This window comes from Microbacterium sp. X-17 (genome assembly GCF_039615055.1).
On sequence record NZ_JBDHNI010000004.1, the window covers coordinates 160,954 to 176,294 of the forward strand.

The 15,341-nt window shown below is 72.1% G+C and carries 13 protein-coding genes and 1 tRNA gene; 4 read left to right on the forward strand and 10 right to left on the reverse strand.

Annotation, left to right across the window (positions count from 1 at the left end; genetic code table 11):
- Positions 1-16: 16 nt before the first annotated feature.
- From ABCS02_RS20245 to ABCS02_RS20270, 6 genes are all read right to left on the reverse strand, one after another.
- Positions 17-1,579: a flavodoxin reductase gene (locus ABCS02_RS20245; RefSeq protein ID WP_345837494.1), complete on the reverse strand. Its 1,563-nt coding sequence runs from the start codon at positions 1,577-1,579 to the stop codon at positions 17-19.
- The gene (locus ABCS02_RS20250; RefSeq protein ID WP_345837495.1) at positions 1,576-2,475 is read right to left on the reverse strand and encodes an FAD:protein FMN transferase; all 900 of its coding nucleotides are present in this window, start codon (positions 2,473-2,475) and stop codon (positions 1,576-1,578) included. The genes ABCS02_RS20245 and ABCS02_RS20250 overlap by 4 nt, the downstream gene beginning before the upstream one ends.
- Complete coding sequence (locus ABCS02_RS20255) at positions 2,472-2,951, reverse strand: hypothetical protein (RefSeq protein WP_345837496.1); 480 nt, start codon at positions 2,949-2,951, stop codon at positions 2,472-2,474. The genes ABCS02_RS20250 and ABCS02_RS20255 overlap by 4 nt, the downstream gene beginning before the upstream one ends.
- A 140-nt stretch (positions 2,952-3,091) precedes the next feature.
- Positions 3,092-4,099 (reverse strand): ribose-phosphate diphosphokinase, encoded by a 1,008-nt coding sequence (locus ABCS02_RS20260; protein WP_345837497.1) that lies wholly within the window; start codon positions 4,097-4,099, stop codon positions 3,092-3,094.
- Between the two features lies 1 nt (position 4,100).
- Positions 4,101-5,576, reverse strand: coding sequence for a bifunctional UDP-N-acetylglucosamine diphosphorylase/glucosamine-1-phosphate N-acetyltransferase GlmU (gene glmU / locus ABCS02_RS20265; RefSeq protein WP_345837498.1), 1,476 nt, complete (start codon positions 5,574-5,576; stop codon positions 4,101-4,103).
- Between the two features lies 1 nt (position 5,577).
- Positions 5,578-5,649 (reverse strand) — tRNA-Gln (locus tag ABCS02_RS20270).
- Positions 5,650-5,721: 72 nt separating this feature from the next.
- Here ABCS02_RS20270 and ABCS02_RS20275 point away from each other — a divergent pair.
- The 3 genes from ABCS02_RS20275 to ABCS02_RS20285 all read left to right on the forward strand — a co-directional run bounded on the left by ABCS02_RS20275 (position 5,722) and on the right by ABCS02_RS20285 (position 8,058).
- Complete coding sequence (locus ABCS02_RS20275; RefSeq protein ID WP_345837499.1) at positions 5,722-6,219, forward strand: MarR family transcriptional regulator; 498 nt, start codon at positions 5,722-5,724, stop codon at positions 6,217-6,219.
- The gene (locus tag ABCS02_RS20280) at positions 6,216-6,740 is read left to right on the forward strand and encodes a hypothetical protein (protein WP_345837500.1); all 525 of its coding nucleotides are present in this window, start codon (positions 6,216-6,218) and stop codon (positions 6,738-6,740) included. Before ABCS02_RS20275 ends, ABCS02_RS20280 begins: the two co-directional genes overlap by 4 nt.
- 124 nt (positions 6,741-6,864) lie before the next feature.
- Complete coding sequence (locus ABCS02_RS20285; protein WP_345837501.1) at positions 6,865-8,058, forward strand: TetR family transcriptional regulator; 1,194 nt, start codon at positions 6,865-6,867, stop codon at positions 8,056-8,058.
- Between the two features lie 2 nt (positions 8,059-8,060).
- Here ABCS02_RS20285 and ABCS02_RS20290 read toward each other — a convergent pair whose 3' ends face one another.
- Genes ABCS02_RS20290 through rhaI form a run of 4 tightly spaced genes read right to left on the reverse strand, consistent with a single transcriptional unit; the run spans position 8,061 to position 14,008 of the window.
- Positions 8,061-9,296: an alpha-hydroxy acid oxidase gene (locus tag ABCS02_RS20290; protein ID WP_345837502.1), complete on the reverse strand. Its 1,236-nt coding sequence runs from the start codon at positions 9,294-9,296 to the stop codon at positions 8,061-8,063.
- 2 nt (positions 9,297-9,298) lie between these two features.
- Complete coding sequence (locus tag ABCS02_RS20295; RefSeq protein ID WP_345837503.1) at positions 9,299-10,726, reverse strand: rhamnulokinase family protein; 1,428 nt, start codon at positions 10,724-10,726, stop codon at positions 9,299-9,301.
- Positions 10,723-12,783 (reverse strand): bifunctional aldolase/short-chain dehydrogenase, encoded by a 2,061-nt coding sequence (locus ABCS02_RS20300; protein WP_345837504.1) that lies wholly within the window; start codon positions 12,781-12,783, stop codon positions 10,723-10,725. The genes ABCS02_RS20295 and ABCS02_RS20300 overlap by 4 nt, the downstream gene beginning before the upstream one ends.
- 58 nt (positions 12,784-12,841) lie before the next feature.
- Positions 12,842-14,008 (reverse strand): L-rhamnose isomerase, encoded by a 1,167-nt coding sequence (gene rhaI, locus ABCS02_RS20305; protein WP_345837999.1) that lies wholly within the window; start codon positions 14,006-14,008, stop codon positions 12,842-12,844.
- A 137-nt stretch (positions 14,009-14,145) separates the two neighbouring features.
- Here rhaI and ABCS02_RS20310 point away from each other — a divergent pair, with 137 nt between their 5' ends.
- Positions 14,146-15,201 carry a LacI family DNA-binding transcriptional regulator gene (locus ABCS02_RS20310; RefSeq protein WP_345837505.1) on the forward strand — a complete coding sequence of 352 codons (1,056 nt, stop codon included), beginning with the start codon at positions 14,146-14,148 and terminating at the stop codon, positions 15,199-15,201.
- The last annotated feature ends 140 nt before the right edge of the window (positions 15,202-15,341 follow it).

Below are 15,341 nucleotides of genomic sequence, written 5' to 3' on the forward strand. Positions count from 1 at the left end.
CCGGGGCCGGGTGGGGTCAGTAGCCGCTGAAGGCGTCGGTCGTCAGGGAGCGGGCGCGGGACAGGGCCGGGGCCAGGTCGGCGATCAGGGCGGGCGGACCCGAGACGAAGGCGCGGCGGGCAGACAGGTCTGGGACGGCGCGCTCGAGTCCGGCGGCGTCGAGTCGGCCGGGGCCGGCCCACGTCCAGCCCGCGGGCAGGGTCGCGGGCTGCGCGCGCGTCGCCACGACCACGGGGACGCCCGCGGCCTCCAGTTCGTCGCGGTACGGCAGCTCGTCGAGGGCGGGCGCGACCGCCACGACCACGATGTCCCGCCGTTCCCCCGAGCGGCGGAGGTGGCGCAGCTGGGAGACGAACGGGGTGATGCCGATGCCGGCCGCGACGAGGAGCAGCGGGGCATCCGCCCGCCGCGGCAGCACGAAGTCGCCCCACACGCCCGTCACCGGGAGCGCGTCGCCGGGCGCGGTCGCGGCGAGCGCGCGCTTGTACGTCGACTGCGGTCCGCCGCCGCCGTCGCGGAACGCGATGCGGACGGTGGGCAGGTCCTCCGGCGCCGACACGAGGCTGAACTCGCGGCGGGTGCCGCGGGCGTCCGGGCGGTGGTGTGGGACGTCGAGCTGGAGGTACTGGCCGGGCTGGAACCGGAATCGGCGGCTCGCCCGGAACGTCGCCTCGACCGCCGTCGGCCCGAGGGGCCGGCGGGCCTCCAGCGTGAGGCGCACCGCCACCCGCACGGCCAGGGCGAACGCGACGAGGTTGCCGATCAGGAGCGCGCGCTCCTGCCCCAGCGTGATCTCCCCGAGCGGGATCGGCCAGCCCGCCAGGATGCCGACCACCAGTGCCACCACGTACTGCTGCCAGCGCCGCGGCGGGAGGGTCAGCGGCTCTGAAAGCATGAACGCGCCGAGGAACAAGAACGGCGACGCCCAGAGCACCTGCGAGACGATCATGCCCGGGTCGATGTCGATCCCGAGCGACTGGTACTGCACGAACGTGCGGATCAGCGCGACCACGGTCGCGACGACCCAGAACAGCAGCACGACACGCACCTTCTCGGTGCGCATCAGCACGACCAGGCCGGCGATGAGGACGGGCGCGGCGAGGGCCGGCGTGCCGACCCACCACGAGGAGGCGCCGAGGTCGGGCGCCCCGATGCTGACGACGGTCAGCAGGGCCGCGCCGAACGCGGCCGGGTTGAGGATGTGACGGCCGCGCCACACGAGGACGTACTTCGAGACCGCCGCGGCGGCGCCGGCCAGCGCGACGCCCAGCAGACCGAGCGGCTCGAGCGTCGGCCGCAGGACGAACAGCAGGATGAACGCCGTGATGAGCGAGGACTCGATGCGCCACGGCAGGCGCGCGATGCGCTGGGCCGCGGCATCCACCGCCGCGATCACGACGGCGAGCAGCGCGAGCGTCGCGAGGAGCTCGCCGGGGTCGGGCACGACGAGCTGGAAGAACGACAGCACCAGCGCGACCAGCGCGATCGCGGCGAGCGCGAGGAACACGAGCCGGTACATCGACACCCTGCCGAGCAGCGCGAACGCGCGGTTCCACGTCGCGGAGAGGGATCCCCTCATGCCTGACTTCCCTTCGTCGTCCCTGCATCCCCGGCCACGAACAACTCCGCCGGGCACGCCGGCGACCACTCCACGCGGCCGTCGGTCGTCATCCGCACCCACTCCACACCCCACGCCGCCGCAAGCGCGGGCCCGCCGTCGAAGAAGAGCGCGGTCGTGATCGCGTCGGCGCGCATCGCGTCCGGCGCGATCGCCCAGGTCGCCGCGATCGCGCGGACCGGCTCGCCCGTCCGCGCGTCGAGCACGTGGTGGAGCCCGTCGCCCCAGGCGCGCCGGTTGGTCGCGGACGCGCAGAGCGCGGCATCCCGGAGCTCCACGACCCCGATCGCGCGACGCGCGTCGTACGGATGTTCCAGCCCCACGCGGACGGCGGCGCCGCGCACGCGGAGGTCGCCGCTCGCGTCCACGACGAGGTCCCCCGGCGCCCACGGCTCCAGGGCGTCCGCCACGAGGTCCACGAGCCGGCCCTTCCCGAGCGCCCCGACGTCGATCGTCGCGGACCGGGCGAGGGCGAGCACCCCGCCGCTCCACGACAGGAGGTCCGGCCAATCCGGCGGCGCGGGCTCCGCACCGCGGTCGCGGAGCGAGAGGCCGGCGTCGTACCCGCGGCGGGCCAGCGCGTCCCCGACCAGGGGATTCACGGCGCCGGCCGTCGCCCGACTCAGCTCGACGTACGCGTCCAGCATGGCGGCGGCGTCGGCGGGCAGCGGTTCCGCGCCGCCGGAGGCCGCGAGCCGCGCGACGAGCGAGTCGTCGCGGAACCGCGACCAGGTCCGGTCGAAGTCGGCGATGGCCGCCGTCACGGCCTCCCGCGCGTCCGCGGGCAGCGGCCGGCCGGTCTCGATCTCCCAGCGGGTGCCGATCGCCTCGAACGACCAGACCGCCGGATCGCTCATGCCTTCGCTTCGGACTTGATCTCGTCGATCGCCTTCGTGAAGCCGCCGCTCGTGAGCGAGGAGCCCGCGACACGGCTGACCGAGATCTGGTCGATGTCCTTCCCGACCACGACCGCAGAGATGCCGCCAATGAACTGCGACTGATACCGCCGCGTCTCCGCGGCCTGCGGATCGCCGGTGACCTGGACGGCGGTGATGACGTCGCCCTTCAGCGTGACGGTGACGGAGACCTTCTCGACCGTCTCCGGCGTCGCGTACGAGCCCTGGCCCGTGTAGGTGCCGTCCTTGTAGGTCGTGCCCGAGGCACCCGACGTCTCCGACGTGCCGGTCGACGACGGTGCGGCGGGCGGGTTAGCGGCAGCCGGGGCGGTCTGCGCGTCGGCCGCGGCGGAGCATCCGGCCAGGGCGAGGATGCCGGCGACGCCGGTCAGCGCGGCGGCCACGCGCACGCGGCTCGCGCGGCGGGACGGGGACACGGGAGCGGGGTGGCTCGGGGACGCGGAAGCAGGAGCGTGCGGGGAAACGCGGTTCACGTCGGTCCTCTCGGGTCGGGACGGGATCGGACGGTCCCATCCTCCCAACCCCACCTGTGCGAGCCCTATGCCGGGCGTCGGGATCAGGCGGCGCCGTTGAACATGCTCGTGACCGAGCCGTCCTCGAACACCTCGTGGATCGCCCGGGCGAGCAGTGGCGCGATCGAGAGCACGGTCAGGCTCGGGAAGCGGCGCTCCGGCGGGAGCGGGATCGAGTCGGTGACGACGACCTCGTCGATCGCGCTGTCCTGCAGGCGCTCCGTCGCGGGGTCGCTGAAGATCGCGTGCGTCGCGGCCACGATGACGCGCTCCGCGCCGTTCTCCTTGAGGGCCTGCGCCGCCTTCAGGATCGTGCCGCCGGTGTCGATCATGTCGTCGACGAGGAGGCAGACGCGACCGTGGACCTCGCCGACGATCTCGCGCACCGACACCTGATTCGCCACGTTCGGGTCGCGGCGCTTGTGGATGATCGCGAGCGGCGCGTCGAGGCTGTCCGACCACGTGTCGGCGACGCGCACGCGGCCGGTGTCCGGCGAGACGACCGTGAGCTTCTCGCGATCCTCCGGCGACAGCGTCTGCTCGAAGTGCTCCAGCAGCACGGGCTTGGCGAACAGGTGGTCGACCGGGCCGTCGAAGAAGCCCTGGATCTGTGCCGCGTGCAGGTCGACGCTCATGATGCGGTCGGCGCCGGCCGTGTGGATGAGGTCGGCGATCAGGCGGGCGCTGATCGGCTCGCGACCACGGCCCTTCTTGTCCTGCCGGGAGTACGGGAAGTAGGGCATGACGACGGTGATGCGCTTCGCCGAGGCGCGCTTGAGCGCGTCCAGCATGATGAGCATCTCCATGACCCACTCGTTGACGGGCGGGCCGAACGACTGCACGAGGAAGACGTCGCACCCGCGCACGCTCACCTCGAATCGGGTGAGGATCTCCCCCGACGCGAACGTGCGGTACTCCGTCGGCACGAGCTCCGTGCCGAGCGAGGAGGCGACCTCCAGGGCCAGCTCCTCATGGGAGCGGCCCGTCGCTACGACGAGCCGCTTCTTGGTCTTGACGACGAGTCCGGGCGCGACCCCGTTCTCGCGATCCATGTCAACCGTTTTGCTCTTCGATGCCATCCGGGACTTCCTGTGCAGACCGGGCTCGTGCGGCGACCGACGCTGCACCGGTGCCCGGTCGGTTCTTCTCGACCCAACCCTCGACGTTGCGCTGTGGCGCAACGCTCAGGGCCAACGCTCCGGCGGGGACGTCTTTTCGAACGATCGCGCCGGCGCCGGTCTTCGCGCCGTCTCCGATCCTAACGGGCGCGACGAACACGTTGTGCGACCCGGTGTGGACCTCGTCCCCGATCTCGGTGCGATGCTTCGCGAGATCGTCGTAGTTCGCGGTGATGGCGCCTGCGCCGAGGTTCACGTGCCGGCCGAGAACGGCGTCGCCGACGTAGGAGAGGTGCGGGACCTTGCTGCCCTCGCCGATCGTCGCGTTCTTCGTCTCCACGAACGTGCCGATCTTGCCGCCCTCACCGAGGTACGTGCCCGGACGGATGGACGCGTACGGGCCGACGTTCGAGCGCGGGCCGAACACGGCGAGCGTCGCGACGGCGTGCGTCACCGTGGCATCCTCCCCCACCTCGCAGTCGGTGAGTGTGACGTCGGGGCCGATCGTGGCGCCCGAGGCCACCGTCGTCGCGCGCAGGATGTGGGTGCCGGGCAGGAGCGTGACGTCGGGCGCGAGCGTCGCGGTCGCGTCGATCCACGTCGTGGCGGGGTCCAGGACCGTGACCCCGTCGAGCTGCCAGCGGCGGACGATCCGCGCGTTGAGCCGGCGCGCGGCCTCGGACAGCTGCACGCGGTCGTTGACACCCAGCACGTCCTCGGCGTCGGGCGCGACGACCGCGCCGACGGTGAGGCGGTCGCGGCGGAGGAGCCCGACGACGTCGGTCAGGTAGCGCTCGCCCTGGGCGTTGGCGGCGTCGAGACGCGCGAGGCGCTCGCGCAGCGGCGCGGCGGCGAAGACGTAGATCCCGGCGTTGATCTCCTGCACGGCCGCCTCGTCGGCGGAGGCGTCCTTCTGCTCGACGATGCGCTCGAGGAGGCCCTGGTCGTCGCGGATGACGCGACCGTAGCCGTTCGGATCGCCGACGACCGCGCTCAGCAGGGTCGCCGCCGCGGCGCTCGCGCGGTGCACGGCGAGGAGCTCCGCGAGCAGGGCGGGCTCGACCAGCGGGACGTCTCCGCTGAGGACCAGGACGTCGCCCTCGAACCCGGCGAGCTGCTCCACGGCGACCTCGACCGCGCGCCCGGTGCCGGGGATCTCGTCCTGGTCGACGACCGTGACCTCGGGCGCAGCATCCCGTACGGCGTCCGCGACGCGGTCGCGCTCGTGGCGCACCACGACGAGGATGCGGTGCGGGGAGAGTGCCCGCGCGGTGTCGAGCACGTGCCCGACGAGCGGCCGTCCACCGATGCCGTGGAGGACCTTCGGGAGGGAGGACTTCATCCGTGTGCCCTGGCCCGCCGCGAGGATCACGACCGCCAGCTGTCCATCGAGTGTCTGTGTTTGTGACATGCTCCGCCGCCAGGATTCGAACCTAGACCTCACAGCTCCAAAGGCTGTCGTGCTGCCATTACACCACGGCGGATCGGCGCCTCCGGACCGGCCGGGAGCGGCGTCGCCGTCCAGTCTGCCAGCCCCGCTTCGCGATAATGGGACCATGACCCAGGAGTCGGACGAGGTCGACCGGATCGTCCGCGCGTGGACCGGCCAGCGCCCCGACCTCGACTTCTCCCCGCTCGAGGTGCTGTCCCGGGTCGGGCGGCTCGCACGGCACCTCGACCGCGCCCGTCGCGAGGCGTTCCGCCGCAGCGACCTCGAGCCGTGGGAATGGGACGTGCTGTCCGCGCTCCGCCGCGCCGGCGAGCCGTATCAGCTCAGCCCGAAGCAGCTCCTGCAGCAGACGCTCGTGTCGAGCGGCACGATGACGAACCGGATCGACCGGCTCGTCGGGCGCCGGCTCGTGCGGCGCGAGGACGATCCGGCCGACCGGCGCAGCATCCTCGTGACGCTCACCGACGACGGGCGCATCCGCGTCGACGCCGCCATCACGCGCCTGGTCGACGCGGAGGCGCATCTGCTCGCACGCCTGTCCCGCTCCGACCGCGACCGCCTCGCCGGGCTCCTCCGAAAGCTGAGCATGGGATTCGACGCATGACCGACGATCACGCGACGGACGGCCCCGAGCCGGAGCGCCGACGCCGGCTGCACCACTGGCTCCGCGAGCGCTTCGGCAGCCCCGCGGCGGTCTACGGCCTGATCGTGTACTCAGTCGCGATCGCGGTGGTCTCCGACCACGAGGAGACCCTCCCCGGCGTGCTCGTCAAGTCGGTGCTGACGCTCGTGATCTTCTTCGTCGCGCACGTGTTCGCTCACACGCTCGCCGACCACGGCCGGCTCTCGCTCGGCGCCGCGATCGGCCGCGCTGTCCGGCACTCGGCCGGGATGCTCTACTCCTCCGTCCCTTCGACCGCGGTGCTGCTCCTCGGCACGCTGGAGAACGGGGATGCCGAAACCACGGTGTCGGTCGCGCTCATCGTCTCGATGGTCGTGCTCGCCGTCCTCGGGTACTCGGCCTACGCGGAGCGAGGAGCGAGCCGGGCGCTGCGCTGGGTGGGCGCCATAGGCACCGGGCTCCTCGGGTTCCTCATCGTCGCGTTGGACTACGCGGTCCACTGAGCTCACCGCGGAGCCCACCGAGCGGGCTGGTGGGCTATTGTCCCGGTGGCGGAGTTCCGCCCAGGGGTCAGGAGAAGCTCATTCACGGATACGACGTGCGGCACGACCGCCGCGGGGTCGCGCGATGACTGCTCCGGCGCCCGCGACCGCGCGCAAGCGCCCGAAGGACCGCAAGGACCAGATCTCGCGCGCCGCATCCACCCTGTTCCGCAGCCGCGGATACCACGACGTGTCCATCGCAGACATCGCCTCCGAGGTCGGCATCACGCCCGGCGCGGTGTACCGGCACTTCTCCAGCAAGGACGAGCTGCTCTTCCAGGTCGTCTCGGCGGGCCTCGGCCGATTCGTGCAGCTCGCCGAGGACGCGACCGACCTCGACGAGTACCTTCGCGCCTCCGGCCGGCTCGCCCTGGAGCACCGGGCCCTGGCGTCCCTGTGGATGCGGGAGGCCCGGCACCTCAGCGAGGAGCGCGGCGCGCTCCTGCGCCGGAAGCTCACCGGCATCGCCGAGCGGCTCGCCGTCCTGCTCCACGAGGAGCGCCCGGAGCTCGCGGCGGATGACGCCGAGCTGCTCGCGTGGGCGCTGCTCGCGGTCTTCGCGAGCTTCGACATGCACCGCATCGCGGTCGCGCAGCGCGACTTCCTGCAGCTGTACCTACGTTTCACCCGCGTGATCGTGCAGTGCCCGATGCCCGGCGGCACGCAGGTGCACACCGAGCCCGTGGCGACGCCGACGACCCCGATCGTCGGGATGCCGCGGCGCGAGCAACTGCTCGCGGAGGCGACCAGGCTGTTCAGCCGGCACGGCTTCAACTCGGTCAGCATGGCGGAGATCGGCGCCGCGACCGGCATCACCGGATCCACGATCTACAAGCACTTCGAGAGCAAGCAGGACCTGCTGGCCGCCGCGATCGCCCGGGCGATCGAGCAGCTCCAGGCGAACATGGCGCGCGCGATGGCGTCCGGGACAACCCCGGAGCAGGCGCTCGACCGGCTGCTGCGCTCGCAGGTGGAGTTCTCCCTCACGGAGCGGCACGTCGTCGAGGTCCTCATCAGCGAGCTCGCGGAGCTCCCGGAGAAGGAGCGGCGCGCGGTCGCGGTCGCACAGCGGCAGTACGCCGACGTGTGGGTGCGCCTCATCGCGGCCGTCCGCCCCGATCTGGAGCCCGCCGCCGTGAAGATCACGGGCGAGACGATCTCCTCGATCATCAGCAACCTGGTCCGGACGGACCGCCTGGTCACCCGCGGCGACCTCGAGGACCGCATCCTCGACATCTGCGACGCCGCCCTCCACCTTCCGGCCGACCCCGAGCGCTGAGTTCAGAGGCGGCGGGGCACCAGCCGGACGAGCTGGGTCACGTGGCGCGGGGTGAGCTCCTCGACGCTGGCGACCTGCAGGAGCTTCATGGTGCGCACGACCTGCTCGGACAGGATCTCGATCGCGCGGTCGACGCCGGCGCGGCCCCCGGCCATGAGGCCGTAGAGGTAGGCGCGGCCGACGAGCGTGAACCTCGCGCCCATCGCGATCGCGGCCACGATGTCGGCGCCGTTCATGATGCCGGTGTCGATCGCCACCTCGAGATCCGTGCCGACCTCGCGTACGACCTCGGGCAGCAGGAGGAACGGCACCGGGGCGCGGTCGAGCTGGCGGCCGCCGTGGTTGGACAGGACGATGCCGTCGACGCCGAGGTCGGCGAGCCGCTTGGCATCCTCGACGCTCTGCACGCCCTTGACGACGAGCTTCCCCGGCCACAGACCCCGGATCACGTCGAGGTCGTCGAACGAGATCGACGGGTCCATCGCAGCATCCAACAGCTCCCCCACCGTGCCGCCGGTCGAGGACAGCGACGCGAACTCCAGCTTCGGCGTGGTCAGGAAGTCCCACCACCACCAGGGCCGGGGCAGCGCGTCGACGATCGTGCCGAGGGTCAGCTGCGGCGGGATCGAGAAGCCGTTGCGCTTGTCGCGCAGCCGCGCCCCGGCGACCGGGGTGTCGACCGTGAACATGAGCGTGTCGAAGCCGGCCGCAGCGGCGCGCTCGGTGAGGCCGTAGGAGATCTCGCGCTCCCGCATGACGTACAGCTGGAACCAGTTCCGGCCGTGCGGGTTCGCCGCCTTCACGTCCTCGATCGACGTCGTGCCGAGCGTGGAGAGCGTGAACGGGATGCCGGCCGCACCCGCGGCCGAGGCGCCCGCGGTCTCGCCTTCGGTCTGCATGAGCCGGGTGAAGCCCGTGGGGGCGATGCCGAACGGCATGGCGGACGGCCCGCCGAAGACGGTCGTCGCGGTGTCGACCGTGGAGACGTCGTGGAGGATCGACGGGTGGAACTCGACGTCCCGGAATGCCTGGCGGGCGCGCGTCAGCGAGAGCTCGCTCTCGGCCGCGCCGTCCGTGTAGTCGAACGCGGACGTCGGCGTGCGGCGCTGGGCGATGCGCCGGAGGTCCTCGATCGTGAGCGCGGAGTCGAGACGCCGTCGCCTACCGTCGAGCTGCGGCTTCTTGAACCGCACGAGGTCGAGGATCTCGGCGGGCTTGGGGAACTGGCGTCGCACCATGGTCAGACTCCGCGGGGGTCGTAGCGAGTGATGTCGGTGGCGGCGGCCACGATCGCGCGCAGCACGCCGAGGTCGCCGCTGATCTGCCCGAGCGCGCGGGCCTGGACGAGGAGGTTGCCGATCGCCGTCGCCTCCACGGGGCCGGCGAGGACGACGAGGCCGGAGCGGTCGGCGAGCGCCTGGCACAGCAGCGCGTTCTGCGATCCGCCACCGACGATGTGGATGACGCGGACGTCGCGGTCGGCGAGCGACGCGGCATCCGCGACCGCGTCGGCGAACGCGGCGGCGAGGCTCTCGACGATGCTGCGCACGAACGCCGGCCGGCTCGCCGGGACGGGCTCGCCGTGCTCGGCGCACCAGGCGGCGATGCGGCCCGGCACGTCGCCGGGCGGGGAGAACACCGGGTCGTTCACGTCGAAGATCGCGACGCGCTCGTCGACGCGGGCCGCGTCGAACAGCAGCTCCTGCAGCGTGCCGGATCGCTGCGCGTCGGTGTCGGCGGGGTACCAGTGCCGGAGCGACTCGCTGAGCAGCCACAGGCCCATGACGTTGTGCAGGAACCGGACCCGTCCGTCGACGCCGCCCTCGTTCGTGAAGTTCGCGGCGCGCGCGGCGTCGGACAGCACGGGCGCGTCGAGCTCGAGGCCGACGAGTCCCCACGTGCCGCACGAGACGTACGCGAAGTCGCGGCCCATGCTGGGGATCGCGACCACGGCGCTGGCGGTGTCGTGCGAGCCGACGGCGACGACCGGCAGGGCGCGGCCCACGACCGCCGCGGCATCCGCGCCGAGCAGGCCCAGCGGCGTGCCGGCGTCGACGAGCCGCGGCAGGATCCGGGACGGGATGCCGAGCGTGGCGGCGAGCTCGTGGTCCCACTCGCCGGTGCGCGCGTCGAGCAGCCCGGTGGTGGAGGCGTTGCTCCGCTCCGCCACGACCGCGCCGGTGAGCCAGTGCACGAGCAGGTCGGGGATCAGCAGCATCCGGTCGGCGAGCCCCAGCAGCTCACCCTCGGTCGCGAGCTGGAACAGCGTGGTGAAGGGCAGATGCTGGAGCCCGTTGCGGCCGTACAGCGCGACCGGGTCGACGCGCGCGTGCACGGCCGCGACCCCCGCCGCGGTCCGCCCGTCACGGTAGTGGTACGGCACCCCGAGGAGGCGCTCACCGCGCAGGAGCCCGTAATCGACCGCCCAGGAGTCGATGCCGACGCTCGCGATCTCGCCCGGAGCATCCCGCTCCGCCGCGGCGAGCCCGAGCAGCACCTGCCGGTAGAGCTCGAGCAGATTCCAGTGCAGGCCGTCGCCGATGCGCACCGGGTCGTTCGGGAACCGCGCGACGTGCCGCAGCCGCAGCTCGCCCCCGTCGACCCGGCCGAGGATGACCCGGCCGCTCGTGGCGCCCAGGTCGACCGCGGCGACCGTCCGCGGAGTCATCGCAGGAAGGCGGCCGCCACACCCGAGTCGACCGGGATGTGCAGGCCGGTGGTCCGGGAGAGCTCCGGCCCGGTCAGGACGAAGACGGCGTCGGCGACGTTCTCCGGCACGACCTCGCGCTTGAGAATGGTGCGGTTCGCGTAGAACTGGCCGAGGTCGCTCTCCTCGATGCCGTACGTCGCGGCGCGGTTCGCGCCCCAGCCGGAGGCGAAGATGCCGGAGCCGCGGACGACGCCGTCGGGATTGATGCCGTTGACGCGCACGCCGTGCTCGCCGAGCTCGACGGCCAGCAGCCGCACCTGATGGGCCTGATCGGCCTTCGTCGCCGAGTACGCGATGTTGTTCGGGCCGGCGAAGATCGAGTTCTTCGACGAGATGTAGACGATGTCGCCGCCCATCCCCTGCTCGACGAGCGGCCGCGCCGCCGCCTTCGACACGAGGAACGAGCCCTTCGCCATGACGTCGTGCTGTAGGTCCCAGTCCGCCTCGGTCGTGTCGAGCAGCGGCTTGGACAGGGAGAGCCCTGCGTTGTTGACGACGAGGTCGATGCCGCCGAAGGCGAGGAGGGTCGCGTCGATCGCCGCCTGCACGCCGGCGGCGTCGGCGACGTTCGCCGCCACGCCGATCGCGACGTCCGTCGAGCCGAGCTCGGCGGCGACGGCCTGCGCCTTGGCGAGGTCGAGGTCCGCGACCACGACGCACGCGCCCTCCTGCGCGAGCCGGACGGCGATCGCCTTGCCGATGCCGCTCGCGGCGCCGGTGACGAAGGCGACGCGGCCCTGGTGGCTCTTCGGCCGGGGGCGGCGCGCGAGCTTCGCCTCCTCGAGCGGCCAGTACTCGATGCGGAACTTCTCGTTCTCCGCGATCGGCCGGTAGGCCGAGATCGTCTCGGCGCCGCGCATCACCGTGATCGCGTTGACGTAGAACTCGCCGGCGACGCGGGCGGTCTGCTTGTCGGCGCCGTAGCTGAACATGCCGACGCCCGGCACGAGCACGATCGCCGGATCGGCGCCGCGGATCGCCGGGACCTCGTCGCCCCAGCCGGCGGCCTCGGCGGCGGACCGGCCGCGCTCGTAGTACGCGGTGTAGTCCGCGCGGTAGGCCGCGTGCAACTCCTGCAGGCGGGCGATCGAGTCCTCCACCGAGGCGTCGGCCGGCAGGTCCAGGACGAGCGGCTTCACCTTGGTGCGCAGGAAGTGGTCGGGGCACGAGGTGCCGAGCGCCGCGAGCTCGCCGAGCTTCTCGCCCGCGAGGAACTCGTGGACGCGCGGGTCGTCGGTGTAGTGGCCGACCATCGGCCGGTCGCGCGACGCGATCCCGCGGATGGTTGCCGCGAGCGCGGCGGCCTTCGCGTGGCGCTCGGCCTCCGGGAGGGCCGCGAAGCCCGGCGTCGCGGTGCCGAACGGCGCGCTGTCGCCGACGGCGTCGATGAACGCCTGCGCCGTGTCGATGATCCAGCGGGAGTTCGCCTCCGCCTCCGCCGAGGTGGCGCCCCAGGCGGTGATGCCGTGCCCGCCGAGGATGCAGCCGATCGCCTCGGGGTGCGCGGCCTGGATCGCCGCGATGTCGAGGCCGAGCTGGAAGCCCGGCCGGCGCCACGGTACCCACACGACCTTCCCGCCGAAGGCCGCCGCGGTCAGCGCCTCGCCGTCCGCGGCGGTCGCGAAGGCGATGCCGGCGTCCGGGTGGAGGTGGTCGACATGGGGTGCGTCGACGAGCGCGTGCATCGCGGTGTCGATCGAGGGCGCTGCGCCGCCCTTGCCGTGCAGGCAGTAGTCGAAGGCCGCGACCATGGCGTCCTCGTGCTCGACGCCGCGGTAGACGCCCGGCAGCGCGCGGACGCGGTCGAGGCGGAGCACCGCGAGCCCGGACTCCGTGAGCGTGCCGAGGTCGCCGCCGGAGCCCTTCACCCACAGCAGCTCGACGTCGGCGCCGGTGACGGGGTCGGTCTCGGTGCCCTTCGCGGACGTGTTGCCGCCGGCGTAGTTGGTGATCCTCGGGTCGGCGCCCAGGCGATTGCTGCGCTCGATCAGTTCCGTGACGGTCGGGTTGGTCATCGTTTCCTCGTTCGGATCGAAGGTTCGGATCGGTCGGATCGGTCTGCGGGCGGCGCGTTCAGGCGCCCCAGCCGGCCTGAGCGCCGCCGGTCCGGCCCTCGATGATGGTCTCGGCGTAACCGGAGTCCGCGTAGGCGCGCATCGGGTCGGCGGGGAGTCCGCGCGCGGCGCGCCACTCGGCGAGCGCGGGCCGCACGTCGGTGTAGAAGGCGTCCATGAGGATGCCGTGGGCGGCGAGCACGTCGCCGGCCCGCTGCGCGGCCGCGAGCGCGTCGCGATCGACGAGGAGCGCCCGCGCGGTCATCTCCTGCACGTTCAGGACGCTGCGGATCTGGCCGGGGATCTTGTCCTCGACGTTGTGGCACTGGTCGAGCATGAACGCCGTGTCGCCGTCGTCCCCGTACCCGCCGCCGCGGATGACCTCGAACAGGATGCGGAACAGCTGGAACGGGTCGGCCGCGCCGACGATGAGGTCGTCGTCGGCGTAGAAGCGCGAGTTGAAGTCGAACGAGCCGAGCCGGCCGAGCCGCAGCAGCTGCATCACGATGAACTCGATGTTGGTGCCGGGCGCGTGGTGGCCGGTGTCGAGGCAGACGACCGCCCGGTCGCCGAGGGCGCTCACCTGCGCGAAGCTCGTCCCCCAGTCCGGCACGTCCATGTGGTAGAACGCCGGCTCGAAGAACTTGTACTCCAGCACGAGGCGCTGGTTCTCGCCGATCCGCTCGTAGATCTTCGCCAGCGAGTCGGCGAGGCGGTCCTGACGGGCCCGGATGTCGTCCTGACCGGGGTAGTTGGTGCCGTCGGCGAGCCAGATCTTCAGGTCGCGCGATCCCGTGCGGTCCATGACGTCGATGCAGGCGAAGTGGTGGTCGATCGCCTTCTGCCGGATCCGGTCGTCGGAGTGGGTGACCGAGCCGAGCTTGTAGTCGTCGTCCTGGAACGTGTTCGAGTTGATCGTGCCGAGCGCGACGCCGTGGTCCTCGGCGTGCTTCGCGAGGTCCTCGTAGCTGTCGACGCGGTCCCACGGGATATGCAGCGCCACGGTCGGCGCGAGGCCGGTGAGCGCGTGCACCTGCGCGGCGTCGGCGATCTTCTCGAACGGATCGCGCGGCACGCCCGGCTGCGCGAAGACCTTGAAGCGCGTGCCGGAGTTGCCGAACGCCCAGGACGGGAGCTCGATCCGCTGCTCGGCGAGACGCGACGATACGGGGGCGAGGTCGACCATGACTGCTCTTTCCATGCTTTTGGCGACATGCTTTCGCATGAGGCAATTGAAGCGTTTCAAACATGGACGCTACGGTCGCCTCAGGCTAGCGTCAAGTCGGCGGTGGTCGGGCCGCGGCGGTTCGGTACGCTTCGTGGATGGCCGCCAAGAAGGACAGGTCTGCGGACGCGCGCGGACGAGTGAGGCTCGACGATGTCGCCGATCAGGCGGGAGTGTCGATCGGCACGGTCTCGAACGTGCTCAATCACCCCGACCGCGTCGCGCCTGCCACGCACGCGCGCGTGATGGCCGCGATCGACGCACTCGGCTTCACGCCGAACGGGATGGCGAGCTCGCTCGCGCGCGGCGCGACCCGCACCGTCGGCATGGTCGTGATCGACATCAGCAACTCGCTGTACGTCGACATGGCCATGGGGGCCCAGCGCGAGGCGCACGCCCACGGCTACTACCTGCAGCTCGCCGCCAGCGACGACGACCACGCGCTCTTCGACGCCCACCTCCGGGAGCTGAACGCCTCGCGGGTCGCGGGCGTCCTCGCCGCCCCCCTCGACGACCGGCGCGAGGCGCTCGACCAGTTCCGCCGGCAGGGGTCGGCGGTCGTCCTGCTGAACTACGACATGCCGAACTACGACGCGTGCCGCGTGCTCGTCGACAACGAGATGGCGGGATATCTCGCCGCACGTCATCTGATCGACCTCGGCCGGACGCGGATCGCGTTCCTCTTCGGCCGCGAGGAGCTCCAGCCGGTCGCGCTGCGACGGCAGGGCGTGCACCGGGCGATCGAGGAGAGCAAGGGCGCCGTTCAGCTCGACGAGTACCGCTCGAAGACGATCTGGCCGGAGAGCGGCTTCGCGATCGGCCGGAAGCTCGTGGCGCTGCCGAAGAAGCGGCGGCCGGACGCGGTCCTCGCCGTCACCGACCTCCTCGCGATGGCCGTCATCAACGAGTTCGTGGCCAAGGGCATCCAGGTCCCGCAGGACATCGCCGTGTCCGGCCTCGACCACAACTCGAGCGCGTGGGGCGGCGCGATCCCGCTCACCTCGGTGTCGATGGAGGGCACGACGATGGGCACCGAGGGCCTGCGTCTCCTCCTCGCCGAGATCGAGGAGGACCCGGACGTCCACGTCCACCGGACGATCCTGCTCCAGCCGCACCTGGTCCCCCGCGAGAGCACGATCGGCCGCCAGGTCTGATCCCGCCACGGCCCGGAGACGCCCCTCGCGTTACCGAATCGTGATCCCCACGGTTGCGCTCGATGCCCTCCGCGTTCTACCCTCGCCAATTGAAGCGTTTCAAACCGCGGCTCGACGCACGCGCCGCGACGCCCTTACAA